Annotated in this window: 23 protein-coding genes, 1 other RNA gene and 1 pseudogene; 15 read left to right on the top strand and 10 right to left on the bottom strand. The window is 64.9% G+C overall.

Going from position 1 to position 25,440, the window contains the following annotated elements:
• The first annotated feature begins 164 nt into the window (after positions 1-164).
• Both NCR34_RS08215 and clpB read left to right on the top strand, forming a co-directional pair.
• Positions 165-656, top strand: a complete 492-nt coding sequence (locus tag NCR34_RS08215) for an Rrf2 family transcriptional regulator (protein ID WP_248319963.1) — start codon at positions 165-167, stop codon at positions 654-656.
• A gap of 184 nt (positions 657-840) precedes the next feature.
• On the top strand, positions 841-3,438 hold the full coding sequence (clpB, locus tag NCR34_RS08210; RefSeq protein ID WP_248319962.1) for an ATP-dependent chaperone ClpB: 2,598 nt from the start codon (positions 841-843) through the stop codon (positions 3,436-3,438).
• A 163-nt stretch (positions 3,439-3,601) separates the two neighbouring features.
• Here clpB and NCR34_RS08205 read toward each other — a convergent pair whose 3' ends face one another.
• The 9 genes and pseudogenes from NCR34_RS08205 to trxA all read right to left on the bottom strand — a co-directional run bounded on the left by NCR34_RS08205 (position 3,602) and on the right by trxA (position 11,893).
• Complete coding sequence (locus NCR34_RS08205) at positions 3,602-4,069, bottom strand: YidB family protein (RefSeq protein WP_250499550.1); 468 nt, start codon at positions 4,067-4,069, stop codon at positions 3,602-3,604.
• Between the two features lie 31 nt (positions 4,070-4,100).
• Positions 4,101-4,664 carry a ComEA family DNA-binding protein gene (locus NCR34_RS08200; protein WP_250499549.1) on the bottom strand — a complete coding sequence of 188 codons (564 nt, stop codon included), beginning with the start codon at positions 4,662-4,664 and terminating at the stop codon, positions 4,101-4,103.
• Between the two features lie 266 nt (positions 4,665-4,930).
• Positions 4,931-5,095: pseudogene (locus tag NCR34_RS08195) on the bottom strand (hypothetical protein); the annotation flags it as partial.
• 144 nt (positions 5,096-5,239) lie between these two features.
• Entirely contained in the window at positions 5,240-6,601 is a 1,362-nt protein-coding gene (locus tag NCR34_RS08190; protein WP_250499589.1) for an MATE family efflux transporter, read from the bottom strand.
• Positions 6,602-6,644: 43 nt separating this feature from the next.
• Complete coding sequence (locus tag NCR34_RS08185) at positions 6,645-8,408, bottom strand: ArnT family glycosyltransferase (RefSeq protein WP_250499548.1); 1,764 nt, start codon at positions 8,406-8,408, stop codon at positions 6,645-6,647.
• A gap of 236 nt (positions 8,409-8,644) precedes the next feature.
• The gene (locus tag NCR34_RS08180) at positions 8,645-8,899 is read right to left on the bottom strand and encodes a type B 50S ribosomal protein L31 (protein ID WP_175940459.1); all 255 of its coding nucleotides are present in this window, start codon (positions 8,897-8,899) and stop codon (positions 8,645-8,647) included.
• 141 nt (positions 8,900-9,040) lie between these two features.
• On the bottom strand, positions 9,041-9,868 hold the full coding sequence (locus NCR34_RS08175; protein ID WP_250499547.1) for a M90 family metallopeptidase: 828 nt from the start codon (positions 9,866-9,868) through the stop codon (positions 9,041-9,043).
• 151 nt (positions 9,869-10,019) lie between these two features.
• Positions 10,020-11,285 (bottom strand): transcription termination factor Rho, encoded by a 1,266-nt coding sequence (gene rho / locus NCR34_RS08170; protein WP_159836362.1) that lies wholly within the window; start codon positions 11,283-11,285, stop codon positions 10,020-10,022.
• A gap of 281 nt (positions 11,286-11,566) precedes the next feature.
• A complete protein-coding gene (gene trxA / locus NCR34_RS08165) occupies positions 11,567-11,893 on the bottom strand; it encodes a thioredoxin TrxA (protein ID WP_008349330.1) in 327 nt (108 codons plus the stop codon).
• 332 nt (positions 11,894-12,225) lie between these two features.
• Between trxA and ffs the strand changes: the two genes are divergently transcribed.
• From ffs to NCR34_RS08120, 9 genes are all read left to right on the top strand, one after another.
• Positions 12,226-12,324, top strand: an RNA gene (ffs, locus tag NCR34_RS08160) — signal recognition particle sRNA small type.
• A 128-nt stretch (positions 12,325-12,452) separates the two neighbouring features.
• On the top strand, positions 12,453-15,089 hold the full coding sequence (locus NCR34_RS08155) for a DNA polymerase III subunit gamma/tau (RefSeq protein WP_250499546.1): 2,637 nt from the start codon (positions 12,453-12,455) through the stop codon (positions 15,087-15,089).
• 135 nt (positions 15,090-15,224) lie between these two features.
• Positions 15,225-15,551, top strand: coding sequence for a YbaB/EbfC family nucleoid-associated protein (locus NCR34_RS08150; RefSeq protein ID WP_159836360.1), 327 nt, complete (start codon positions 15,225-15,227; stop codon positions 15,549-15,551).
• A 50-nt stretch (positions 15,552-15,601) separates the two neighbouring features.
• Positions 15,602-16,198: a recombination mediator RecR gene (gene recR / locus NCR34_RS08145; protein WP_248319957.1), complete on the top strand. Its 597-nt coding sequence runs from the start codon at positions 15,602-15,604 to the stop codon at positions 16,196-16,198.
• 10 nt (positions 16,199-16,208) lie between these two features.
• Positions 16,209-16,433, top strand: a complete 225-nt coding sequence (locus tag NCR34_RS08140) for a DUF1653 domain-containing protein (RefSeq protein WP_175940455.1) — start codon at positions 16,209-16,211, stop codon at positions 16,431-16,433.
• A gap of 31 nt (positions 16,434-16,464) precedes the next feature.
• Positions 16,465-17,670 carry a CaiB/BaiF CoA transferase family protein gene (locus NCR34_RS08135; RefSeq protein ID WP_250499545.1) on the top strand — a complete coding sequence of 402 codons (1,206 nt, stop codon included), beginning with the start codon at positions 16,465-16,467 and terminating at the stop codon, positions 17,668-17,670.
• 94 nt (positions 17,671-17,764) lie between these two features.
• Positions 17,765-18,802 carry an ABC transporter substrate-binding protein gene (locus NCR34_RS08130; RefSeq protein ID WP_250499544.1) on the top strand — a complete coding sequence of 346 codons (1,038 nt, stop codon included), beginning with the start codon at positions 17,765-17,767 and terminating at the stop codon, positions 18,800-18,802.
• A gap of 3 nt (positions 18,803-18,805) precedes the next feature.
• Complete coding sequence (locus tag NCR34_RS08125; RefSeq protein ID WP_250499543.1) at positions 18,806-19,636, top strand: ABC transporter ATP-binding protein; 831 nt, start codon at positions 18,806-18,808, stop codon at positions 19,634-19,636.
• A 10-nt stretch (positions 19,637-19,646) separates the two neighbouring features.
• Complete coding sequence (locus tag NCR34_RS08120) at positions 19,647-20,480, top strand: ABC transporter permease (protein WP_250499542.1); 834 nt, start codon at positions 19,647-19,649, stop codon at positions 20,478-20,480.
• Positions 20,481-20,503: 23 nt separating this feature from the next.
• On the opposite strand, the gene NCR34_RS08115 is transcribed toward NCR34_RS08120, so the two are convergent.
• Positions 20,504-21,478 (bottom strand): NADPH:quinone oxidoreductase family protein, encoded by a 975-nt coding sequence (locus tag NCR34_RS08115; protein ID WP_250499541.1) that lies wholly within the window; start codon positions 21,476-21,478, stop codon positions 20,504-20,506.
• A gap of 103 nt (positions 21,479-21,581) precedes the next feature.
• Between NCR34_RS08115 and surE the strand changes: the two genes are divergently transcribed.
• The 4 genes from surE to rpoS are packed head-to-tail and all read left to right on the top strand — an operon-like array spanning position 21,582 to position 25,438.
• A complete protein-coding gene (gene surE, locus NCR34_RS08110; RefSeq protein ID WP_248319951.1) occupies positions 21,582-22,340 on the top strand; it encodes a 5'/3'-nucleotidase SurE in 759 nt (252 codons plus the stop codon).
• Positions 22,337-23,335 (top strand): protein-L-isoaspartate(D-aspartate) O-methyltransferase, encoded by a 999-nt coding sequence (locus tag NCR34_RS08105; protein ID WP_248319950.1) that lies wholly within the window; start codon positions 22,337-22,339, stop codon positions 23,333-23,335. The genes surE and NCR34_RS08105 overlap by 4 nt, the downstream gene beginning before the upstream one ends.
• 5 nt (positions 23,336-23,340) lie before the next feature.
• Complete coding sequence (locus tag NCR34_RS08100; RefSeq protein ID WP_250499540.1) at positions 23,341-24,318, top strand: peptidoglycan DD-metalloendopeptidase family protein; 978 nt, start codon at positions 23,341-23,343, stop codon at positions 24,316-24,318.
• Between the two features lie 13 nt (positions 24,319-24,331).
• Positions 24,332-25,438, top strand: coding sequence for an RNA polymerase sigma factor RpoS (gene rpoS / locus NCR34_RS08095; protein ID WP_248319948.1), 1,107 nt, complete (start codon positions 24,332-24,334; stop codon positions 25,436-25,438).
• Positions 25,439-25,440: the final 2 nt, after the last annotated feature.

Below are 25,440 nucleotides of genomic sequence, written 5' to 3'. Positions count from 1 at the left end.
CGTGACGGTTTTGTCGCGACTGCCGCGAGCGGATATTAGACCCTGTGACGCTCGCGCGGGCGATGGCCCCGGCCGCCGCGCGGATTTGTCCGGCCTCGTTCGCCCGTCAGTCGATTCACGCAACCTCGGCTTTTTTCCACTCCGCCGTCCGACGCACCGAGGCCATGCGACTGACCGACTACACCGATTATGCGCTGCGTGTCCTGCTGTATCTGTCGGTGCGACCGGCGCGGCTCTCGACCATCCGCGAGATCTCCGACGCCTACGGCATCTCCAAGAATCACCTGATGAAGATCGTCCAGCAACTCGGAGACCTCGGGTGGGTGGAAACCGTGCGCGGACGTCACGGCGGTCTGCGGCTCGCGGCGCGCTCGCGCGGGCTGACCATCGGCGACATCGTCAGGGAAACCGAGAGCGACTTCGCGCTCGTCGGCTGCTTCGGTGCGCAGACGGACGGCCGCCATTGCGCGATTCAGCCGGCTTGCCGCCTGCGCGGCGTGCTGGCGGCGGCGCGCGATGCCTTCCTCGCCGAACTCGACAAGCACACGGTCGGCGAGTTGTCCGAGCCCGCGAGCGAGCTCGCGCGGCTGCTCGGCATCGCGCCCGTCGATGCTCCGTACGCCACTGCGCTCGTCCCGCGCGCCGCTTCGTCCTGACCGGCCCATCCGCACGATCACGCGGCACTGAACGAAACCTGCACAGCGCGGTCTTTCGAAAGCGCCGCGGCGCGTTTCGGACGCGGCCAATCTTGCAAAAAACCCACGGAATGAGCGGTTTGCGCGCTTGAAACCGCCCGAAAGCGCCTCATTTTGGTTGTATTCGAATTGGAGCTCACCAAAAATGAGAATCGACAAACTCACTACCAAATTTCAGGAAGCACTGTCGGACGCGCAAAGTCTGGCTGTCGGCAACGACAACCAGTACATCGAGCCCGTGCATCTGCTTTCCGCGTTGATCGCGCAACGCGACGGCTCCGCGCGCTCGCTGCTTTCGCATGCCGGCGTGCAGGTTCAGGCGTTGCAGGCCGCGCTCAACGAAGCCATCAGCCGCCTGCCGCAAGTTCAGGGCACGGACGGAAACGTTCAAGTGAGCCGCGACCTCGCCGGTCTTCTGAACAACGCCGACAAGGAAGCGCAAAAGCTCAACGACACCTACATCGCGAGCGAGATGTTCCTGCTCGCCGTGGCGGACGACAAGGGCGAAGCCGGGCGTATCGCCAAGCAGCACGGGCTCACGCGGCGCGCGCTTGAAGCGGCCATCAATGCCGTGCGCGGCGGCGCGCAGGTGAACAGCCAGGACGCCGAGAGCCAGCGCGAGGCGCTGAAGAAGTACACCGTCGATCTGACCGAGCGCGCCCGCGCCGGCAAGCTTGACCCGGTGATCGGCCGCGACGACGAAATCCGCCGCTCGATCCAGATCCTCCAGCGCCGCACGAAGAACAATCCGGTGCTGATCGGCGAGCCGGGCGTCGGCAAGACGGCCATCGTCGAGGGCCTCGCGCAGCGCATCGTCAACGGCGAGGTGCCGGAAACGCTCAAGGGCAAGCGCGTGCTGTCGCTCGACATGGCGGCGCTGCTCGCGGGCGCGAAGTATCGCGGCGAGTTCGAGGAGCGTCTGAAGGCCGTGCTTAACGACATCGCGAAGGACGAAGGGCAGACCATCGTCTTTATCGACGAAATCCACACGATGGTCGGCGCAGGCAAGGCCGAAGGCGCGATGGACGCGGGCAACATGCTGAAGCCGGCGCTCTCGCGCGGCGAGCTGCACTGCATCGGCGCGACTACGCTGGATGAATACCGCAAGTACATCGAGAAGGACGCGGCGCTGGAACGGCGCTTCCAGAAAGTGCTGGTTGATGAACCGTCGGTGGAAGCGACTATCGCGATCCTGCGCGGCTTGCAGGAGAAGTACGAGCTGCACCACGGCGTCGAGATCACCGACCCGGCTATCGTCGCGGCGGCGGAACTGTCGCATCGCTATATTACGGACCGCTTCTTGCCGGACAAGGCCATCGACCTGATCGACGAAGCTGCGTCGCGCATCAAGATGGAAATCGATTCGAAGCCCGAAGAGATGGACAAGCTGGACCGCCGTCTCATTCAGCTGAAGATCGAGCGCGAGGCCGTGAAGAAGGAGAAGGACGAAGCATCGCAGAAGCGCCTGCAACTGATCGAAGAGGAAATCGACCGGCTGAATCGCGAATATTCGGACCTCGAAGAGATCTGGACCGCTGAGAAGGCGGCGGTGCAGGGCAGCGCGCAACTGAAGGAAGAGATCGAGAAGGTGCGCGCCGACATCGCGCGTTTGCAGCGCGAGGGCAAGCTCGAAAAGGTCGCCGAGTTGCAGTACGGCAAGCTGCCCGAACTCGAAGCGCGGCTGAAGCAGGTCACGCAGGCGGAATCGGAGGAGCAGAACAACCCGACGCGCCCGCGGCTGCTGCGCACACAGGTCGGCGCGGAGGAAATCGCGGAAGTGGTTTCGCGTTCCACCGGCATTCCGGTGTCGCGCATGATGCAGGGCGAGCGCGAGAAGCTCTTGCAGATCGAGAGCAAGCTGCACGAGCGCGTCGTCGGTCAGGACGAGGCGATCGGCGCGGTCGCGGATGCCATTCGCCGTTCGCGCGCCGGTTTGTCGGACCCGAACCGTCCGTATGGATCGTTCCTGTTCCTCGGGCCGACGGGCGTCGGCAAGACCGAGCTGTGCAAGGCGCTCGCGGCGTTCCTGTTCGATTCGGAAGATCATCTGATCCGCATCGACATGAGCGAGTTCATGGAAAAGCACAGCGTCGCGCGGCTGATCGGCGCGCCGCCGGGGTACGTCGGCTACGAGGAAGGCGGCTATCTGACCGAAGCCGTGCGCCGCAAGCCGTATAGCGTGATCCTGCTCGATGAAATCGAGAAGGCGCATCCGGACGTGTTCAATGTGCTCTTGCAAGTGCTCGACGACGGCCGCATGACCGACGGTCAGGGCCGCACCGTGGACTTCAAGAACACCGTAATCGTGATGACCTCGAACCTCGGCTCGCAGGTGATTCAGGGCATGGTCGGCGAGCCGCAGGAAGCCGTGAAGGACGCGGTCTGGGAAGAAGTGAAGCTGCATTTCCGGCCCGAGTTCCTGAACCGTATCGACGACGTCGTCGTGTTCCACTCGCTGGATCGCGCGAATATCGAGTCGATCGCGAAGATTCAGTTGCAGCGTCTGCACGACCGGCTGGCGAAGCTCGACATGCAGCTGGACGTGTCAGATGCCGCGCTGGAGCAGGTCGGCAAGGTGGGCTACGACCCGGTGTTCGGCGCGCGGCCGCTGAAGCGCGCGATTCAGCAGGAGATCGAGAACCCGGTCGCCAAGCTGATTCTCGCCGGGCGCTTCGGACCGAAGGACGTCATTCCGGTCGACGTCCGGGACGGCGAGTTCGTGTTCGATCGAGTGGTGCATTAAGGCCCACTAGAGCTCAATTTCTTTCGAAGGCAACGAAGCGATTCGTTGCCTTTTTTTTGCCTGCGATGTGCGAGCGGCTGCTTCGTAAGCAAAAGCAAAAAGCAAAGGCCCCGCGCCGGCGCGAGCCGGGCGCGGGGCCAAGCGTGCGACCGGACGATCGCGCTTATCCTTGCTTCGGCTCCTCGCTCTTGCCGAACAGGCCTGCGAGACCGCCCAGCGAGCCGAGCACGCCCGTCAGGTCGAGCTTGCCTTCGGGCGGGACTTCGCCGTTGGGCGTCGCGCGATCGACGATATGCGGCAGCACCGCCGCAAGCATGCCGGAGAGCTGATCGCCCGACACGCCCGCCTTTTGCGCGAGCGCGCCGACGTTGTCCGCGCCGAGCACGTTGGTCAGGAGGCCCGGGCTGATGGGCTTGTTCTCGCCGTTGCCGATCCACGACGAGACGATATCGCCCGCGCCGTTCTGATGGAAACGCTGAATCAGCCCCATGATGCCGCCGGGCTGGTGGTTCACGAATTCGAGCGCCGCCGCGATCAGCGCGGCCTGGCCGGATTGACCCGGCTGACCAGTCTGGCCGCCTTGTTGCGACGAATTGCCGAGGGAAGAGGCGAGGATATCGAGTAGGCTCATGGCAGTCTCAGTACTAAAGGTTGCAGATGAATTACAGGCTGGCAGCCGACGCGCTCGCCGCCTTGTCTTTCTTTCGCTTCGATTTCGAGGGCTTTGCGTCGCTCGTTGCCGTCGCAGTCGTGGCGCCCGACTTCTTGGCCGAAGCAGTGGTGGAAGCCGAAGCACCCGCCGGGCCCGATGCCGGGGCGACGGCCGGCGTCTGGGCGGTCGTGGCCGCGGGCGATGTCGCAGCGGTCGCCGCCGCCGATGACTTGATGGTCGAGTTCGGCGTGGCCGCGCCGTGAGAAGCCGTCGCGGCGGGCTTCGATGCCTTGCCGGTCGGCGGCAGCGAAGATCCGCCGATGGTCAGGCCGTTCTCTTCCAGCTTGGCGACCGACTTGGCGCCGAGTCCTTTGACGCGATTGGCGAGATCGTCGGCGTCCTTGAACGGGCCGTTCTTCGTGCGTTCGTCGACGATCGCCTTCGATTTGACGGGCCCGAGGCCCTTGACCGAATCGAGCGCGGCTTGATCGGCGGTATTGACATCGACGGCGGCAAACGCCGCGCCGATGGACAGCGTGAACGCGAGGCACAGCATCAACAGCTTTCTCAGCATGACGACACTCCAGGCAGATTAACGGAACAAACGAAACGAAGGAAACGAAGGCCGCACGGTCCGGCAAACGGACGATGCCGTTAAGGATAGGACAAATCCGTGTTTCGAACGCGGGCTGTCCGCATTGTGCATGAGGCCGGGGAGAGCGCTCCGTCGGCGCACAATCTTTAACGTTGCAGGGCGTGCGACGAACGGCCGGATTGTGTCCGCGAGCAAATGAGTCGTTGAAACGCTTCGTCGTGCCAACGGTGCGCCAGCGCCGGCAGCTATTTCACGACAGGCGCGGCAGTTTTCACGGAGGCGCCGCGCACTTCGAAGTTAACCGAGTCGATCGCCTCGCCGCGTGCATCGACGAGTTCCAGCCGGTGACGGCCCGGCCACGGCAGCCAAGCGGCGCGGGCGTCGCGGCTAAACGGCTTGCCGTCGAGCCGCCGGTGCCGGTCTTCACCGCGCCGAAGGTGCGTGTCTCGAGCACGCGGTCGAGATTTTACGGGACTCCTACCGAAATCCTTCGACGCGGCGCGGCCATCGACACTTTTCGACGCTTTCTCCCGCTTTCGATGACACGCGCTTGTTCAGTCCGCGTCCGCCGAATCGAGATGCCGCGCGCTCACGCGCCGCCAGTAGACGAACAGTCCGACGCCCGCCACGCCGAGGCTCAGCGAATTGGCGATCCAGAATCCGCGCGCGCCTTGCAGCCACGCGGGCACCGCGCCGCCGACATCGAAGCCGAGCAGATAACCGCCGCCGAGCCCGATGCCCCACAGCGCGATCGCATAGATGATGGTCGGCACGAGCGTGACCTTGTACGCGCGCAGAATGAAGGCGGTGGTGATCTGCAGCGCGTCGCAGAGGTGATAGAAGACGATGATGAGCACGAGCGGCATCGCGGCCGCGATGACGTTCGCATCGGGCGTATACGCCGCGATGATGTGCGGCCGCGCGGCGAGCAGGATCACGCCGTAGACGCACGCCAGCACGCACGCCATGCCGATGCCGTGCCGCGAGATCGACGCGGCGTCGTCGAAGCGCCGGGCGCCGAGCGCCTGCGAAACCAGCGTGGACGACGCAATGCCGATGGCAAGCGGCGTCATGTAGAGCACCGCGCCGAGGTTGCCCGCGATCTGATGGCCCGCGAGCGTCGTCGTGCCGAAGCGCGAGATGAAGAGCGCCATGAACGTGTACGACGTCACTTCGATCAGATACGAGAGCCCCATCGGAATGCCGAGCCGCAAGAGCGCGACTTGCCGCCTGAATGCAGGCCACGAAAAGCGCGAGAAGATGCCGAACGGGCGGAAGAACTCGAACTTCACGAGCACCGTCATGCCGACCGCCGCCAGCACCCAGTTGATGAGCGTGCTCGCGAGCGCGCAGCCCGGACCGCCGAGCGCCGGCACGCCCGCGCCGCCGAAAATGAACCACGTATTGAGCGGAAATTTGAGAATCAGGCCGCCGACTTGCAGAAACATCACGAGCCGCGGCTTGCCGACCGCGTTGGTCAGCGAACTGTAGACGCGAAACGCGAGGCTCGCGGGCAAACCGAACGACAAGATGCGCAGATACTGCACCGTGCGTTCGTGCAGCGCGGGCGGCGCCTTAGCAAGACTCAGAAGCGGCTCGGGGAAGAAGAGCAGCACGAAGCCGATCACCGTCAGCGCCACCGCGAGCCATAGCGCCTGACGCGTCTCCTCGCCGATCTCGCTCTCGCGTCCCGCGCCGAAAAGCTGTCCGGCAATCGGCTGAAGCGCCACGAGAATGCCCGTCAGGCCGATGTAGATCGAGATATAGACCGACGAGCCGAGGCCGAGCGCGGCGAGGTCGGTGGCGGAGAAGCGGCCGACCATCGCGGTGTCGATCACGCCGAACGCGATCACCGCGAGCTGGCCGATCAGCACCGGCCACGCAAGCGCCGCGATGGTGCGTACATCGCGCCACATGCCGGCCTGGCCGTTCGGGATCGAGAGCTTCGGGAGCATGGCCTTACTGTGTCCGGCGCAGCGTGCGCGGGCGCAACGGCTTCTTCACCGGCGGCGCGGGGCGCTGGACGCGCACGTAGAGGCGGAAGCGTTCGTCGCGGTCGGCGGCGCGGCGGCCTTCCCACACAAGCTTCCACTGGAACGTCGAGATGGACGGCGGATCGCCGTAATCAGCGCGGTCTTGTCGGAGGATCACATCGCAATCTTCGTCGAACGCGAAATGCATGCCGCCAAAATAAGCGAAGGTCGCGATTTGCGCATCGCCGAGACGCACCGGCGAAATGCACGTGTAGTCGGGCGGAAGATGTTCGGCGATCTGCTCCGCGACGTCGCGATACGTGCGGCTGTAGTTGACGACCGGCAGCCAAAGGGTCATGAGCAGCACCCACATCAGCGTGGTGCCCGCGCTCGACAACACGACGCTGCGCCACAGCACCTTCGGATGCCGCGCGAGCCGCCAGCGGGCGAGCAGGAACCAGCAGACCGTCACGGCCACCGCGCACACGAACGAGATGAGCTTGAACTCGGGATGAAAGCCCGGCACGAGACGCGCGAGGTTGCGCGCCATCGGCGCCGGAAAGCCGATCATGCCCGCCGTCCACACGAGCCACACCAGCGAGCCGATGATCGTGAAGCTGAGCATCGCGAACCAGTCGATCGCGTTGATCGCGCCGCGCTTGAGCGTCGGCAGCGCGAAGGTCGCGAGCACGGACAGCGGCGGCAAGAGCAGCAGGAAGAGGCGGTTGGTCTCGTGCGCCTGCAACACGACGAGCACCAGCAACGGCCCGATGATCGACAACGGCACCGCCACGTGCGGCGAGCGGCGCATGCCGCCCCAGCTCACGAACGCCCAGATCGCGAGCGGCCACGCGGGCCACGCGAAGAGCGGCAGGTTCTTCATCGCGTAGCCGAAGACGATCGACGGCGGCCCGGAGAACGTATAGAAGCTCGTGCGCCACCATTGGCGCAGCCACCATTCGCCGTCGTCGGGAAAGAAGTGCAATGTCGGCCACACCCATGCGGCGATCAGCACGACGGCGACCGGCAGGCCGTAGATCAGCAAGGGCGCGGCGCGCACCTGACGCACGATGATGGTCATGGCGAGCGTGCAGAGCAGCAGCGCGAAGACGAGCACAGGCGAGCTCGACAGCCCGACGACGCCGATCGCCGCGCCCCACACGAGCGCGCCGTGTACCGGCTTGTCGAGGCTGCGCACGAGGCCGTAGATGAGCATGGCCGTGCCGGCGAACTGCGCGAGCTGCGGCGTGGTTTCGTGGCCGCGCTCGGCAAGGCCGAAGCACGCGAGCAGAATCAGGAGCGCGCCGTCGGCGAGGGTGCGGCCATAGTCGCGCGGCTCCGGCTCGCCGCCGAACGCGTACTTGAACGGCTGCGCTTCTTCGCGGCGGCCGAGCAGATACGTCGAATACCAGACGAACGCGCATGCGAGACAGAAGAGCAGGCCCGTCACGACGCGCGACGCGTTGCTCGCATCGACCCACGGGCTCAGGAGGCGAATGAACGTCGCGCCGAGCCAGTACATCAGCGGTCCGTCGGCGGTCGGCGCCTTGCCGAGCAGATTTGGCAGGAGCCAGTCGCGGGCGTCGCCGTTGGCCATCGTCCACATCACGCCGAAGCCCGCTGCGTCTTCGTTCTTCCAGGGATCGCGGCCGAAGAGGCCGAACGACGCATACGTGATGCAGATGGCGAGCAGGAGCCAGCGCGGCAGGGCGCTGGTGGCGGAGGCGGTCAGACGAACGACAGATCGCATGCGAGAAGGCTTGATGAAGAGACGGACCGCCGAGAGGCGTGCGCAAAAGAGCGCGGCGGGGCCGGAGCATCCGGCATTGTAGTCGGGCAGCGGCTTCTGTAGCGTCTTGCCGCGTCGGCATGTAACCGCGCGCAACGACGCTCGTCGAAGATGCGACGACAGATGCAGCGACAGAAGACGCAGGGACAAAAAAGGGCAGCCAAAGCTGCCCTTATTGCTGAACCCTGAAGCCCGACTTACTTCTTGGTGGAGAAGCGCGCGAACTTGTTGTTGAACTTCTCGACGCGGCCGGCCGTGTCCATGATCTTTTGCTGGCCGGTGTAGAACGGGTGCGATTCCGACGACACTTCGATCTTCGCGAGCGGGTACGTCTTGCCGTTGTACTCGGCGGTTTCGCGCGTCTGGATGGTCGAGCGGGTCACGAACTTGAAGTCGTTCGACATGTCGACGAACAGGACTTCGCGGTAATCCGGGTGAATGCCTTCTTTCATGATGTTTCCTGGTATCTGGCGGTAGCCAACCCACTGCACCGTTCACGGTGGCTTTAGCGAGTCACTTGCCTGGGGGTCGAAAAACGAAGATTATGCCAGAAAATCAGTCGGTTGATAATTTTTCCGAGACGTTTGCAGCACTCACCCGGCCAGCGCGCCCACGTTCGCCGGATCTTGGCGGTAATAACGCGCGAGTAGCCGATACAACTCGGGATACTCGGCCTCGAAAGCCTGCGGCGTGACGAAGAGCGCCTCGCTGCATACCGCGAAGAATTCCGACGGATGGTCCGCCGCATACGGATCGATCAGCGATTCGCGCTCGAAGCGCGCCCAACGGCGCTTCGGCACGGCGTCCACGCGCGCGCAGAACTGGTCGTAGGCGTTGTCGAACACGTCGGACCACGCGGCGTGGTCGAGCGGCGCGTGCCAGCGTCGAAAGAGCGGCGGATGCCCGTTAGCCTCGCCGTTCACCATGTCGATCTTGTGCGCGAACTCGTGAATCACGACGTTGTACGCGTCCGAGCCGTCCGCCATCTGCGCGTCCTCCCACGAGAGCACGACCGGGCCGCCTTCCCACGCCTCGCCGCTAGCGTCGTGCTCGATCTCATGCACCACGCCGGCTTCGTCCTCCACGGTCTTCTTGATCACGAACTCGCCCGGATAGACGATCACGCCGACCCAGCCGTCGTACAGATCGAGGCTCAGGTTGAGCACCGGCAGGCACGCCTGCGCGGCGATCGCGACGATCATCTCGTCGGTCAGTTCCAGTTCGTGCGCGGTGGAAAACGACTTCTGCGCGATGAACAGGCTCGTCAGCTCGCGCAGGCGGTCGCGGTCGGGCGCGCTCAGGTGGCCGAAAAACGGGAAGGCGTCGAGCGTGCGCTGCCAGAGGGCGTCGTCGACGGCGTACTTGCGCAGCGCGCGCTCGCGGCGTTGCGCGCCGAACCAGCGGGTGAAGAGGTTGGGCATCGGTCGGTCGAGTGGTTGCGCGGGATGACCCGGGAACAGACCGGATTGTACGGATGCGCGCGGGCGGCATCGCGACTGCGGAGCACACATAGATAAAAAAACCGCCTGACGATGCAGGCGGTTCCATGAAAGCGCGAAGCGGGACGGAGAATCAACCCCCGCCGCGACGCATCAGGTCGAAGAACTCGGAGTTGCTCTTCGTCTGACGGATCTTGTCGAGCAGGAATTCCATCGCTTCGACTTCGTCCATGTCGTGAATGAACTTGCGCAGCACCCAGACCTTTTGCAGCAAATCCGGCTTGATGAGCAGTTCTTCGCGGCGCGTGCCCGACTTGTTCAGGTTGATCGACGGATACACGCGCTTTTCCGCAAGACGGCGCTCGAGGTGCACTTCCATGTTGCCGGTGCCCTTGAACTCTTCGTAAATCACGTCGTCCATGCGGCTGCCGGTTTCGATCAGCGCCGTGCCGATGATAGTGAGCGATCCGCCTTCCTCGATGTTGCGCGCCGCGCCGAAGAAGCGCTTCGGACGTTGCAGCGCGTTCGCATCGACACCGCCCGTCAGCACCTTGCCCGATGCCGGCACGACCGTGTTGTAGGCGCGCGCGAGACGCGTGATGGAGTCGAGCAGAATCACGACGTCATGCTTCATTTCGACCAAGCGCTTCGCCTTCTCGATGACCATTTCGGCCACCTGCACGTGACGCGCGGCGGGTTCGTCGAAGGTCGAGGCGATCACTTCGCCCGCGACCGAGCGCTGCATTTCGGTGACTTCCTCGGGACGCTCGTCGATCAGGAGCACGAACAGCACGACATCCGGATGATTGGCCTTCACCGCATGCGCGATGTGCTGAAGCATCACGGTCTTGCCCGACTTCGGCGACGCGACGAGCAGCCCGCGCTGTCCTTTGCCGATCGGCGCGATCATGTCGATGATGCGGCCCGTCACGTTTTCTTCGCCGCGCATTTCGCGTTCGAGCGGCAGCGGCTTATTCGGATGCAGCGGCGTGAGGTTCTCGAACATGATCTTGTGTTTCGAGGCCTCGGGCGGCTGCCCGTTGACTTTGTCGACCTTCACCAGCGCGAAATAGCGCTCGCCGTCTTTCGGCGTGCGCACTTCGCCTTCGATGGTGTCGCCGGTATGCAGATTGAAACGGCGGATCTGCGACGGACTGATATAGATATCGTCCGTACTCGCGAGATACGAAGTCTCGGGCGAGCGCAGAAACCCGAAGCCGTCGGGCAGCACTTCGAGCGTGCCGTCGCCGAAAATCGTGTCGCCAGCCTTGGCGCGCTTTTTAAGAATCGCGAACATCAATTCCTGCTTGCGCAGGCGGTTCGCGTTTTCGATCTCCAGGCCATTGGCCATCTCGATCAGTGCAGACACGTGCTGAGACTTGAGCTCGGATAAATGCATACGGATTTCCCGCCAGGGAGAAGAGGTGCGACAGAAAGATTTGGGGAAGAGGTGAGCGGAACCGCTCTAGACTTAATACTGCTAGTTAATACTTCTTGAAGTCTTGTGATTCTAGCATAGCACACGCCGCGCAAGCCTCGGATAGGCCGGGGACGGGGCTTTTCGGCCGATGTTGTCGCGCGACAACATCGGCTCACGCGCTTTTCATTCGAATCGCGCGGAATCGCGCGCAATCGCGCAGAGCGGGCGCCGATGAAAGCCGACGCCCGCCTGTGGTGCAGTTACAGGTTGCTGTCGAGAAATGCGGTCAGTTGCGACTTCGACAAGGCGCCGACCTTTTGCGCGGCGACCGCGCCGTTCTTGAACAGGATCAGCGTGGGAATGCCGCGCACGCCGAACTTGACCGGCGTCGACTGGTGTTCGTCCACATTGATCTTCGCGATCTGCAGGCGATCGCCGTAATCCTTCGCGACTTCGTCGAGGATCGGGGCAATCATCTTGCACGGACCGCACCATTCGGCCCAGAAGTCGAGCAGGACAGGTTTATCCGACTTGACGACGTCCTGTTCGAAAGAAGCGTCGCTGATGTGCTTGATTGATTCGCTCATTGTCTGAATACCTCTATTGATTCGAGGCCCGCGTTGGAATGCTCGCCACGATACACGAAAACTGGAAAAGGATTTCGCCGCTCATCTTGCCGCTGAATCTATAGTTCATGAGCGAACGAATGTCCCGCCACCGCGCCCGCCGATTCGAGCTCGAGCACGCACGGTCACAGGTAAGTCACATGCCATCTTAGCCTACTTTGCTATCCGTTGCCCGTGCCCGATAGCGACGATCTGAGGGCGAAAGCACGAAGCACAAGAGCACGGTCGCGCTTTGCAGTGAGGTTCGCGGCGAGCCTTCCGGGCGGCGCGCGGTGCGTGATACAATTCGTCGTGACGGGCCTCCTCGCATGGTGGCGCGGTCAACCTGGTCAGGTCGGGAACGAAGCAGCCACAGCCGCTTTCCACCAGTGCCGAGGGTCGGGCTCGTCACCTTCCGCTTTTCTTCTTGTCTTCTCCCCAGATTTCCCGGTTTTTCCAGTGCGGCGACAGCCTCGCTGGACGCTTGCCGCGTCCCGCTCTCGCGCGTTTGCCGCAAGTCGTTGCTGATACAATTTCGCGCATGACCTATCAAGTTCTCGCACGCAAATGGCGGCCGAAATCGTTCGAGTCGCTCGTCGGCCAGGAGCATGTCGTTCGCGCGCTCACGCACGCGCTCGACGGCGGCCGTCTGCATCACGCCTATCTGTTCACGGGCACGCGCGGCGTCGGTAAGACGACGCTTTCGCGCATCTTCGCGAAGGCGCTCAATTGCGAGACGGGCGTGAGCTCGAAGCCGTGCGGCGTGTGCCGCGCGTGCCGGGAAATCGACGAAGGCCGCTTCGTCGACTATGTGGAAATGGACGCGGCGAGCAATCGCGGCGTCGATGAAATGGCCGCGCTGCTGGAGCGCGCGGTGTATGCGCCGGTCGATGCGCGCTTCAAGGTCTATATGATCGACGAAGTGCACATGCTCACGAACCACGCCTTCAACGCCATGCTGAAGACGCTGGAAGAGCCGCCGCCGCACGTCAAATTCATTCTGGCCACCACCGATCCGCAGAAGATTCCGGTGACGGTGCTCTCGCGCTGCCTCCAGTTCAACCTGAAGCAGATGCCGGCGGGGCATATCGTCTCGCATCTCGAGCACATTCTCGGCGAAGAGCACATCGCGTTCGAGCCGCAGGCGCTGCGGCTTTTGTCGCGCGCGGCGGATGGCAGCATGCGCGACGCGCTTTCGCTGACCGATCAGGCTATCGCGTATTCGGCGAATCAGGTGACCGAGGAAGCCGTGCGCGGCATGCTCGGCGCGCTCGATCAAAGCTATCTGATCCGTCTGATCGACGCGCTCGCCGCCGGCGACGGCGCGGGGGTGCTCGCCATCGCGGACGAAATGGCGTTGCGCAGCCTGTCCTTTTCGACTGCGCTGCAGGATCTGGCGAGCCTGCTGCACCGCATCGCGTGGGCGCAGTTCGCGCCGTCGTCGGTGTTGGACGAGTGGCCCGAAGCCGACGATATCCGCCGCTTCGCGGATGCGCTGTCCGCGGAGCAGGTGCAGTTGTTCTATCAGATCGCGACTGTAGGCCGCAGCGAGTTGGGCCTCGCGCCGGACGAATACGCAGGCTTCACGATGACGCTGCTGCGCATGCTGGCGTTCGAGCCCGCAGGCGGGCCGGGCGGTGGCGGCGGCCTCGCGGTGAACACGCCGCAGGCGACGAAGCCGCAGCGCAGCGCGGCGCTCGCGGGCGCGATGGCCGAACGCGCGGTGGCGCCCGCGCCGGTTGCCGCGAAGGCGGCGAGCGGGGCATCTGCGGCGACGCGCGAGCCGCAAGCGCCGGCTCGTGATCGTAGCGTCGATTCTTCGGCGTACGCATCGCCCGCGTCAACTGCTGGTGACGAAGCATCCGCAACGAACATCGAACGCGCGGATGCGTCGCGCGTTTCCGCGACTCGCCCGGAAGAAGGCGCCGATGCGGACCACGCACCGCCAGCCGCGTCGCTTGCGTCGGCGACTCGCTCGGAAGCCAAAGCCGGCGAGAGAGACAGCGCACCGTCAACGGCGTCGCGCGTCTCCGCGACTCGCAAGGAAGACAAAGCTGCCGATGCGGACAGCGCAGCGCCAGCCGCGTCGCTTGCGTCGGCGACTCGCCCGGAAGACGAAGCCGCCAACACAGCCAACGCAGCGCCAGCCGCATCGCTCGTCTCCGCGACGCAGCCAGAAGACAAAGCCGCCAACGAGCCGCCCGCCGCGCCCGCGCCGCTTTCCGCCGCCGCGCGACAGACGGTCGACGCCGCTGCAACCATGGAATCTCCCGCGCCTTCCTCCGCACCTTCGCGCGCCGGAAGCGGAGCCAGCGCCGCGCTCGAAGTGCTGCGCAGCGCAGGCATGCGGCTGTCGTCGGGTCGCCCGGGGCGCGGTGTATCGGCGGCGGGGCAGGCGAACGCGCCGGCCGCTGCGCCCAAGCCTGTCGCCAACGTCGCCAAGCCTGCGGTGAAAGTGCAGGTTCCGGAGCCGCGCCGCCCGGCGGCTCAAGCGGCCTCCGCGTCGGCACCGGCGCCGGCACCCGCAGCCGCGCCCGAGCCGCAAGCCAAATCCGCCGCGAAAGTGATCCCGCCGTGGGAGGACATGCCGCCGGACGACTACGCCCCGGCATCGTCGGAAGATGCGTATTTCATGCCGCCCGACGACGGTTATATTCCCGCATTTGACAACGGCCCCGACGACATGCGCTTTGGCAGCGAACCCGCGCCGAAGTCCGCGCCAAAGGTCGACACCGCGCCGTTGCCGCCCGCCGTGCCGCTCGATGCGCTCGGCGTCGATATCGAATGGGCGGCGCTCGCCGCCGATCTGCCGCTCAAAGGCGTCGCGTATCAGCTCGCGTTCAACAGCGAACTGACCGCCTGCGACGCGAATTCGGTCACGCTCACTGTCGCCGTGCCGATGTACAAGGACGCCGGCCACGTCGCGAAGCTCAAGAGCGCGCTTGCCGAGAAGCTCGGCCGCGCCGTCGAAGTCAATGTCAGCGTCGGTCCCGCGCGCCGCACGGCCGCCGCGCTCGACGCAGCCGAACGCGCGAAGAAGCAGCAGGAGGCCGAGCAGGAAATCCAGCGCGATCCGTTCGTGCAGTCGCTCATCCGCGATTTCGGCGCGAGCATCGTGCAAGGCTCGATCAGGCCGCTTGCCGCATCGGGCGGACATACGCCGGGCGCATCCGCCTGACGGGCACGGTACAGTAAGCAGCAAGACACGCCGCACATTCGCCGCATGTGCGGCTTGAATCCCGAAGCGCGCCGCCGCACGTCGCGGCGCGCTCGCCGCCATCCGCATATCCGCTTTTCAGGAAGGAGCCGCACCATGATGAAGAACCAACTCGCCGGGCTGATGAAGCAAGCTCAGCAGATGCAGGAAAACATGAAGAAGATGCAGGATCAGCTCGCGCTGATCGAGGTCGAGGGCCAGTCGGGCGCCGGTCTCGTGAAAGTGACGATGACCTGCAAGAACGACGTGAAGCGCGTGCAGATCGACCCGAGCCTGCTCGCGGACGACAAGGACATGCTCGAAGACCTCGTCGCCGCCGCGTTCAACGACGCCGTGCGCAAGGCCGAGGCCACCACGCAAGAGAAGATGAGCGGCATGACCGCCGGCATGCCGATGCCGCCGGGCTTCAAGCTGCCGTTCTGATCGCGCGCGCCGAAGCGCATTCGGCGCGTTTCGATGCCAACGAAGGACACATGAAACAACCTTCCGCCCTCTCGGCGCTCGTCGAGGCGCTGCGCGCGCTGCCGGGCGTCGGCCCGAAATCCGCGCAGCGCATGGCGTATCACCTGATGCAGCATGACCGCGCCGGCGCCGAGAAGCTCGGCAATTCGCTGCTGTTCGCGACCGAGCATCTGCGCCACTGCGAGAAGTGCAACACCTTCACCGAGGCGCCGATCTGCGAAGTCTGTCTCGATCCGGAGCGCGATCCGGCTCTGCTGTGCGTCGTCGAGACGCCCGCCGACCAGATCATGCTCGAACAGACGCTCACGTATCGCGGGCTGTATTTCGTGCTGATGGGCAGGTTGAGTCCGCTCGACGGCATCGGGCCGAAGGAGATTCACTTCGAGCGCCTGATCAACCGCGCGCTGGATGGCGTCGTGCAAGAGGTCGTGCTCGCGACGAACTTCACCAACGAAGGCGAAGCCACCGCGCATTACCTCGCGCAGACGCTCAAGTCGAAAGGGCTCAAGGTCACGCGGCTAGCGCGCGGCGTGCCGGTGGGCGGCGAGCTGGAATATGTCGATGCGGGCACCATCGCGCGCGCGATGCTCGACCGGCGCTCCGTATAAGGAAGACCTCATGACAGAAAGCGAAGCTCTCGCGCTCGCCACGCATCGGCATTACAAGGGCGGGCTGTATCGCGTGATCGGCGTGGCCCGGCACTCCGAAACGGAGGAAGCGATGATCGTCTACGAACACCTGTGGCCACACGAGCGCGGCCTGTGGGTGCGGCCCGCCGCGATGTTCAACGAGACGCTCGCCGACGGCACGCCGCGCTTCAAGCCGCTGGATCTGCCGCTCTGAAAGCCCGTACAAAAACAAAGGAGACGAAAACATGAGCGCAACCGCGGGGCCGCTCGCCGGCGTCAAGGTGCTCGAATTGGGCACGCTCATCGCGGGGCCGTTCGCGGCCCGCTTCATGGGCGAGTTCGGCGCGGACGTCATCAAGATAGAAGACCCGAACGGCGGCGATCCGCTGCGCAAGTGGCGCAAGCTGTATCCGGAAGTCGGCGGCACGTCGCTCTGGTGGGCGGTGCAGGCGCGCAACAAGAAGTCCGTGACCGTGAACCTGAAGGCCGAAGAGGGCAAGGAAATCGTCCGGCGGCTCGCGAAGGAAGCGGACATCGTCATCGAGAACTTCCGGCCGGGTCTTTTGGAAAAGCTCGGTCTCGGCTATGAAACGCTCTCTGCCGAGAACCCCGGCCTCGTGATGGTGCGGCTTTCCGGCTACGGCCAGACCGGGCCGTATCGCGATCGTCCGGGCTTCGGCGCGATCGCCGAATCGATGGGCGGCCTGCGGCACATCACCGGCTATCCGGACTTGCCGCCGCCGCGCATCGGCATTTCCATCGGCGATTCGATTGCCGCGCTGCACGGCGTGATCGGCGCGCTGATGGCGCTGCATCATCGGCAGGTGAACGGCGGCAGAGGGCAGGTGGTCGATGTCGCGCTCTACGAAGCCGTCTTCAACATGATGGAGAGCGTGGTGCCCGAATACGGCGTGTACGGTCTCGTGCGCGAGCGCACGGGCGCGTCGCTGCCGGGCATCGTGCCGTCGAACACGTATCCGTGCCGGGATGGCAGCATCGTCATCGGCGGCAACAGCGATCCCATCTTCAAGCGGCTGATGACCGCCATCGACCGCGCCGATCTCGCGAACGATCCGGCGCTCGCCTCGAACGACGGCCGCGTGCCGCGCACGCAGGAAATCGACGACGCCATCGCCGCGTGGCTGTCGACGCGCAGCATCGACGAGGCGCTCGCCGTGCTCAATGCGGCCGACGTGCCGGCCGGGCGCATCTACAGCGTCGCCGACATGTTCTCGGACCCGCAGTACATCGCGCGGCAAATGCTGCAACGCTTCCCCTGGCAGGACGGCCGCGAGATCACGCTGCCGAACGTCACGCCGAAACTGTCCGACACGCCCGGCGAGACGCGCTGGCTCGGGCCGCAACTCGGTGAACACACCGATGAAGTCCTTACAACGCTCGGGTATCATCCTGACGATATCGCGCGACTGCGGGCGGCCAAGGTGATCTGAGCGAATCGCGTCACCCGGGCCGGCAGCGCAGACCAGAACGACAAGCAACCGGAGCGCGCTTTATGCGACATCCGGTGGACAGGAGACAACAACGATGAAACGCAGGACGTTCATCGCGAGCGGCGCCGTGCTCGCGGGTAGCGCAGTGACGGGCATGCCGCTCGCGTTCGCGCAAGGCAAGCCGGAACAGACGAAGGTGTCGATCGCCGTCGGCGGCAAGAACCTTTTCTACTATCTGCCGCTCACCATCGCGGAGCGCCGCAACTACTTCAAGGACGAAGGACTCGACATCGAGATCGCCGATTTCGCCGGCGGCGCGAAGGCGTTGCAGGCGGCGGTCGGCGGCAGCGCGGATGTGGTGTCCGGCGCGTTCGAGCACACGCTCTTGCTCCAAGCCAAGAACCAGTATTTCCGCGAGTTCGTGCTGCAAGGGCGCGCGCCGCAGATCGTGCTCGCTGTATCGAAGAAGGCGATGCCCAACTACAAGTCCGTCGCGGACCTGAAGGGCAAGAAAATCGGCGTCACGGCGCCGGGATCGTCGACGTCGATCATGGCGAGCTTCGTGCTCGCGAAGGCCGGTCTCAAGGCGACGGACGTGTCGTTTATCGGCGTCGGCGCGGGAGCGGGCGCAATCGCGGCGCTGGAGTCCGGGCAGATCGACGCCATGGCGAACCTCGATCCCGTCATGACCAAGCTCGACCGCGCGGGCGAGATTCGCATCGTCTCGGACACGCGCACGCTCGCGGATACCCGCACGGTGTTCGGCGGCAACATGCCCGCGGGGTGTCTCTACGCGTCGCAGAGCTTCATCAGCAAGAATCCGAACACGACGCAGGCGCTCACCAACGCAATGGTGCGCGCGCTCAAGTGGCTGCAATCGGCATCGGGCAAGGAACTGATCGCGACGGTGCCGGAAGGCTATCTGCTCGGCGACCGCGCGTTGTATCTCGATTCGTGGCAGCACGTGAAGGAAGCCATGTCACCCGATGGCCTGATGCCGGACGACGGCCCGGCCACGTCGCTGAAAACGCTCCAGGCTTTCGACGAAACCGTGAAGGGCAAGCCGATCGACTTGTCGAAGACCTGGACGAACGACTTCGTGAAGAAGGCGCTCGCCTCGGTCAAGGCGTAGCCGATGGCGACGCCCGACCAACCCGCGCTCGCGCTGCAGGGCGTCACCTGCACGTTCGCGTCGCGCGAGAATCGTAAGGACCGCTATACCGCCGTTCGCGATACCACGCTGTCGATTGCGCCCGGCGAGTTCGTGTCCGTGGTCGGCCCGACGGGATGCGGCAAGTCCACGCTGCTCAACATCTCGGCGGGCTTGCTGCAGCCGTCGTCGGGCACGGTGAGCGTGTTCGGCGAACCGCTGAAGGGCATCAACCGCCGCGCCGGCTACATGTTTCAGGCCGACGCGCTGATGCCCTGGCGCTCCGCGCTCGACAACGTGATCGCCGGCCTCGCGTTCGACGGCGTGCCGAAGGACGAAGCGCGCTCGCGCGGCGAAGCGTGGCTGAAGCGCGTGGGACTGTCAGGCTTCGGCGACCGGTATCCGCATCAACTGTCGGGCGGCATGCGCAAGCGCGTCGCAATGGCGCAGACCTTGATTCTCGATCCCGACATCATCCTGATGGACGAGCCGTTCTCCGCGCTCGACATCCAGACGCGGCAGTTGATGGAAAACGAACTGCTCGAACTCTGGGCCGCGAAGCGCAAGGCGGTGCTCTTCATCACGCATGATCTGGACGAAGCCATTTCCATGTCCGATCGCGTCGTCGTGCTGTCGGCGGGGCCGGGCACGCATCCCATCGGCGAGTTCGCGATCGACCTTCCGCGTCCGCGCGATGTCGCCGAGATTCGCTCGCATCCCCGCTTCGTCGAATTGCACGCGCTGATCTGGGGCGTGCTGCGCGAGGAAGTGCTCAAGGGTTATCAGCAGCAATTGAAGCCCACCGTCGCAAATTAAGAATACGAACATGTGGAACAAGCTGCGCCCTAATCGTTCAAATCGGGCCAATCTCGCGCTGTGGCAGTGGCTGCTGCTCGTCGCGTGCTTCGTCGTGTGGTACGTGCTCACGAGCCCGACGCTCTTGCCGCCTTTTTACTTCGACGACGCCAACAAGGCCGCGTTCTTCTTCGGCGAGCCGCAGAAGGTGCTCGTGCGAATCTGGGAATGGTTTAGCGGCGGCGAGATTTATATTCATCTGTGGGTGACGCTGATCGAGACGGTGCTCGCGTTCGTGATCGGCACGGTGTCGGGGCTTGCGGTCGGGCTCTGGCTCGCGCTCGCGCCGACGACGAGCGCGCTACTCGACCCCTACATCAAGGCCGCCAACTCGATGCCGCGCGTCATTCTCGCGCCGATCTTCGCGGTGTGGTTCGGGCTCGGCATCTGGTCGAAGGTCGCGCTCGGCGTGACGCTCGTTTTCTTTATCGTGTTCTTCAACGTGTATCAGGGCGTGAAGGAAGTGAGCCCCGTCGTGCTCGCGAACGCGCGCATGCTCGGCGCGAACCGCAAGCAACTGCTGCGTCATGTGTATCTGCCGAGCGCGACGAGCTGGGTGTTTTCGAGCCTGCATACGTCGGTCGGGCTCGCGTTCGTCGGCTCGGTGGTGGGCGAGTATCTCGGTTCGGCGCGCGGCGTCGGGTATCTGATTCTGCAGGCGGAAGGCACGTTCGACATCAACACCGTGTTCGCCGGCATTCTCGTGCTGACAGCGTTCGCGCTGGTGCTCGACGGGCTCGTCGCGCTCGTCGAGCGGCGGCTCATGAAGTGGCAGCCGAAAACCGGCGATACCGAGAAGCTGTGAGATAGCAGCGGTCTACGGCTCGATCACGGCTCGATCACGACCTTGCCCGTCACGCGGCGATTCATCATGTCGTCGAGTGCTTGCGGCGTCTCTTCGAGCGTATAGCGCTTCGTGACGACGGGGCGCAGCTTGCCCGCTTCGATCCACTCTACCATCGTCGCGAATTCGCGATCCGCGAGCGCGTGCTCGCGGCGCATGTGATCGCCCCAGAACACGCCGACGATGCTCGCGCCTTTCAGGAGCGCGAGGTTGAGCGGCAGCTTCGGAATCTCGCCGTTCGCAAAGCCGACGACGAGATATCGCCCGCGCCACGCGATGCTGCGAAACGCCGGTTCCGCATACGCGCCGCCGACGGGATCAAATATGACATCCGGGCCATTGCCGCCCGTCAGCGCCTTGATGCGCTCGCGCACGTCTTCCTTCGTGTAGTCGATGACATCGTCCGCGCCGTGCTCGCGGCAGAACGCGAGCTTCTCCGCGCTCGATGCCGCCGCGATCACCCGCGCGCCGACGATCTTGCCGATCTGCACCGCCGCCAGCCCGACGCCGCCCGCCGCGCCGAGCACGAGCAGCGTGTCGCCGGCCTTCAGTTCACCGCGATCCACGAGCGCGTGATACGACGTGCCGTAGGCGAGCGTGAAGGCGGCGGCCTGCGCGAGATCGACGTGATCGGGCAGCGCGATGCACGCCGTCTCGCTCGCGCGCGCCTGCTCGGCGAACGCGCCGTGCGCGGTGTACGCGGCCACGCGCATGCCGGGCGTAAAGCGCGTCACGCCCGCGCCCACTTCGCGCACCGCGCCGGCCAACTCCGCGCCCGGCGTGAAGGGCAGCGGCGGCTTGAATTGATACTTGTTCTGAACGATGAGCACGTCCGGAAAATTGACGCTCGCCGCCTTCACGTCGATGATGATTTCGCCGGCTTCGGGGTGCAGGTCCGGCATCGTCTCGATGGTGAGCGTGTCGGGTAATCCGTATTGATTGCAGCGAACAGCGCGCATGTCGTCTCCTCGTCGTCGAGGCGGTCAGTGTAGGGCACGGCAGCGCTCCGGACGAGCCCGCGCGCGCGTTCGCGCGTCATCTTTCCTCGGTTACAATCGTCAGATGCGAATCCTACTCAGCAACGACGACGGCTATCTGGCGCGCGGCATCAACGTGCTGCACGACGCTTTGCAGCCGCTCGGCGACGTGACCGTGATGGCGCCCGAGCAGAACTGCAGCGGCTCGTCGAACTCGCTCACGCTGTCGCGGCCGTTGAGCATTCATCGCGCGCCGAACGGTTTCAACTTCGTGAACGGCACGCCGACCGACTCCGTGCATATCGCGCTCACCGGCATGCTGGACGAGCAGCCGGACCTCGTGGTGTCGGGTATCAACAACGGCCAGAACGTCGGCGAGGACACGCTGTATTCGGGCACGGTCGCCGCCGCCACCGAAGGCTTCATGTTCGGCATTCCGGCCATCGCGTTTTCGCTGGTCGGCCGAGACTGGCTTCATCTGGAAGATGCGGCGCGCGTCGCAGCGGAAATCGTCGCGCATTTCCTCGATCATCCGATGCCGGGTCATCCGTTGCTGAACGTCAATATTCCAAGCCTGCCGTACGACCAGCTCGGCGAATGGCGCGTGACGCGCCTCGGCAAGCGGCATCCTTCGCAGCCGGTCATCCGGCAGACGGACCCCCGCGGTAATCCGATTTACTGGATCGGGCCGTCGGGCGATGCGCTCGATGCCAGCGAAGGCACCGATTTTCACGCCGTCGCGAACGGCTATGTCTCCATCACGCCGCTGCAACTCGACCTGACGCACACGAAGCTCATGGCCGAGACGCGCGAATGGGCCGCCGCCGGGAGCCGCCGCTCATGACGGACGAGCGCGCCAAGCGCTTTCCGCTGGCGCTCGCGGACCTGGTACGCGAGCCGCGCAAACCGAGCGGCCGCGCGGATGCGTCGCGCGTGAAGCCTGCCGTCGCGCCGGGCGCGTTGCGTTCGGCGGCCGGCGCGCAGAAAGCGGCGTCCGGTTTCGCTGCCAAGACGGGGAACGGGAAGCCGGTTCCCGCAGCGACTTCTCCTTTAGCCCGCAGTCCGGCGCAGGCGCCGCATCCGCGCACGAGCGCGTTGCGAACCACGCAGCGTCCCGCCGAGCGTGATCTGAACGCGAACACCAACGCCGCGACGAAGAAGGGCGCGCCGAACGTCGCGTTGACGAGCACGCAGACGCTCACCTCCGAACGCGTGCGCGAGCGCATGGTGGAGCGGCTGCGCGGGAACGGCATCACCGATCCGCGCGTGCTGAACGCCATGTCGGTCGTGCCGCGCCACATGTTCGTCGATCCCGGGCTCGCCGCGCAGGCGTACGAAGACGCGGCGCTGCCGATCGGTCACCATCAGACCATCTCGAAGCCTTCCGTGGTCGCGCGCATGATCGAACTGGTCGCGGCCGGCCGCACGCTCGACAAGGTGCTGGAGATCGGGACCGGCTGCGGTTATCAGGCGGCGGTGCTGTCGCAGGTCGCGACCGAGGTTTATTCGATCGAGCGCGTGCGGCCGCTGTCCGAGCGCGCGAAGCTCAATCTTCGGCCGCTGCGCGTGCCGAACATCCGGCTGCACTACGGCGACGGCCGTCTCGGCCTGCCCGCGGCCGCGCCGTTCGATGCGATCGTCATCGCGTGCGCGGGGCTCGACGTCCCGCAAGCCTTGCTGGATCAACTGGCTGTCGGCGGCAGGCTCGTCGCGCCGGTCGGATCGCAGGCCGCGCAGTCGCAGGTGCTGACGCTCGTCACGCGCCTTTCGGCGACGCAGTGGCGCGAGTCGCAGCTGGATCGCGTTTTCTTTGTACCTTTGAAATCCGGAGTGATTTGACACCGATGAGTATCTTGCGTGCTTGGCGAGTAGGGAGTGCGAACGTTCGCCTGACGGCGGCGCAGCGCAGCGTGTGCGTCGTTGCGCTAATTGTGCTGGCGGCGTGTTCGACGCGCATGGACATGGCGCCGGTGGTGGATAGGACCGGCGCGCCCATCGGGACGGATGCCGCCCAGGCCGCCGCGTCCAACGGTCCGCCGCCGCCGGGCTTCTATCGCGTGAAACCGGGCGACACCCTATATCGGATCGCACTGGAAAACGGTCAGAATTATCACGACATCGCTGCCTGGAACAATCTGACCAACCCGAATCAGATCGAGGTCGGTCAACTGGTGCGCGTCGCGCCGCCGGGAGCGAATGTCGCCGCGGCGACGCCGGGCGTGTCGACCGCGCCGATCGCAGGTGGCGCAGTCCAAGCGCAGCCGCTCAACGGCGGCGCGCAGCAGCCGGGCGCGACGACAGGCGCAACCACGGGCGCAACAACGGGCGCAACAACGGGCGCGACCCAGCCGCCGTACTACGGGCCGAGTTCCGGCATGGGAACCGCGCCGGGCGCTGCGGCAGGCGCGGCACCGGGCGTGGCGGCGGGCGTCGACAACAGCGCGACGGCGGCAGCGCAGCCGGCGTTCATCTGGCCGGCGCGAGGCCCGATTCTCGGCACGTTCGACGACGCGAAGAACAAGGGTTTGAACATCGGCGGTGCGGCGGGAGATCCGGTCAACGCTTCGGCGGATGGACGGGTGGTCTACTCCGGAAATGGGCTGCGCGGCTACGGCAATCTCATTATCATCAAGCACGATGCGACTTTTCTCACGGCATATGCACATAACCGCGCTTTGATGGTAAAAGAGGGGGACGCGGTGACTAAAGGGCAGAAAATCGCTGAGATGGGGAACAGCGATTCGGACCGTGTGATGTTGCATTTCGAAGTTCGCCGGCAGGGTAAACCTGTTGACCCACTGAAGTATTTGCCGCCGCAATAAAAGCGGAGCCATCATGCCGAAAACGAAGCGCCGCCTGCCGCAAGCCGAGACTGAGACGATCAGCCGACCTTTGCAAGTGTCGGTGGAAGAGGGCGCTTCTACCCGCGACGAGGACGCCGAGAACATCGACGTCGATGTCGATTCCGACGAAGACGGCGCGGGCCGCGGCAAGCGCGCGGAAGACGGCGCTGAAACCGCCGACGGCGCAAACGATTCCCCGCCCGACGCCGACGATTTCCGCTCGCTGCTTCAGGCCGAACTCACGGCCGACACAATTCAGCATTACCTGAATCGCATCAGCGTGAAGCCGCTGCTCACCGTCGAGGAGGAGCAGCGGTATTCACGTCTCGCGAAGGCCGGCGAGTTCGAAGCGCGGCAGGTCATGATCGAGCGCAATCTGCGGCTGGTCGTCAGTATCGCGAAGGGTTATCTGAATCGCGGCGTGCCGCTCCTGGATCTGATCGAGGAAGGCAACCTCGGCCTCATGCACGCGATCGAGAAATTCGATCCGACGCGCGGTTTCCGCTTCTCGACCTACGCGACGTGGTGGATACGTCAAAGCATCGAGCGCGCCATCATGAATCAGGCGCGCACGGTGCGGCTGCCGGTCCACGTGATTCGCGAACTGAATCAGGTGCTGCGCGCGAAGCGCCATCTGGAGAAGAACTCGGCCAACGCGAACGATCCCGTGGCGCCCGAGCGCCGCGACGCCAGCATCGACGATATCGCGTATCTCACCGGCAAGACGCCCGAGGAAGTCACCGACATTCTCGCGTTGAACGAACACACCGCTTCGCTCGACGCGCCGCTCGACCTCGATCCGGGCAGCAGCCTGCTCGACCTGCTTTCAGACGATCAAAGCCAGTCGCCGGATGCCGAAGTGCAGCACCGCGAACTGGAAACGCTGACGCGGCTATGGCTCTCGCGGCTGTCGGACAAGCATCGGCATGTGATCGAGCGACGTTTCGGACTCAATCACATCGAGCCGGCCACGCTGGAAGAGCTGGCCGACGAAATGGGCCTCACGCGCGAGCGCGTGCGCCAGATTCAGCAGGAGGCGCTCGTGAGGCTCAAGCGTTTCTTCGCGTCCAACGGCGTTCGCAAGGACGCCGTGCTTTAGCG

This window comes from Caballeronia sp. GAWG1-5s-s (genome assembly GCF_023631445.1).
Taxonomy (GTDB): Bacteria; Pseudomonadota; Gammaproteobacteria; order Burkholderiales; family Burkholderiaceae; genus Caballeronia.
The sequence above is the reverse complement of the archived record's forward strand: the minus strand, read 5'-3'. Positions and strand labels throughout refer to the sequence as shown.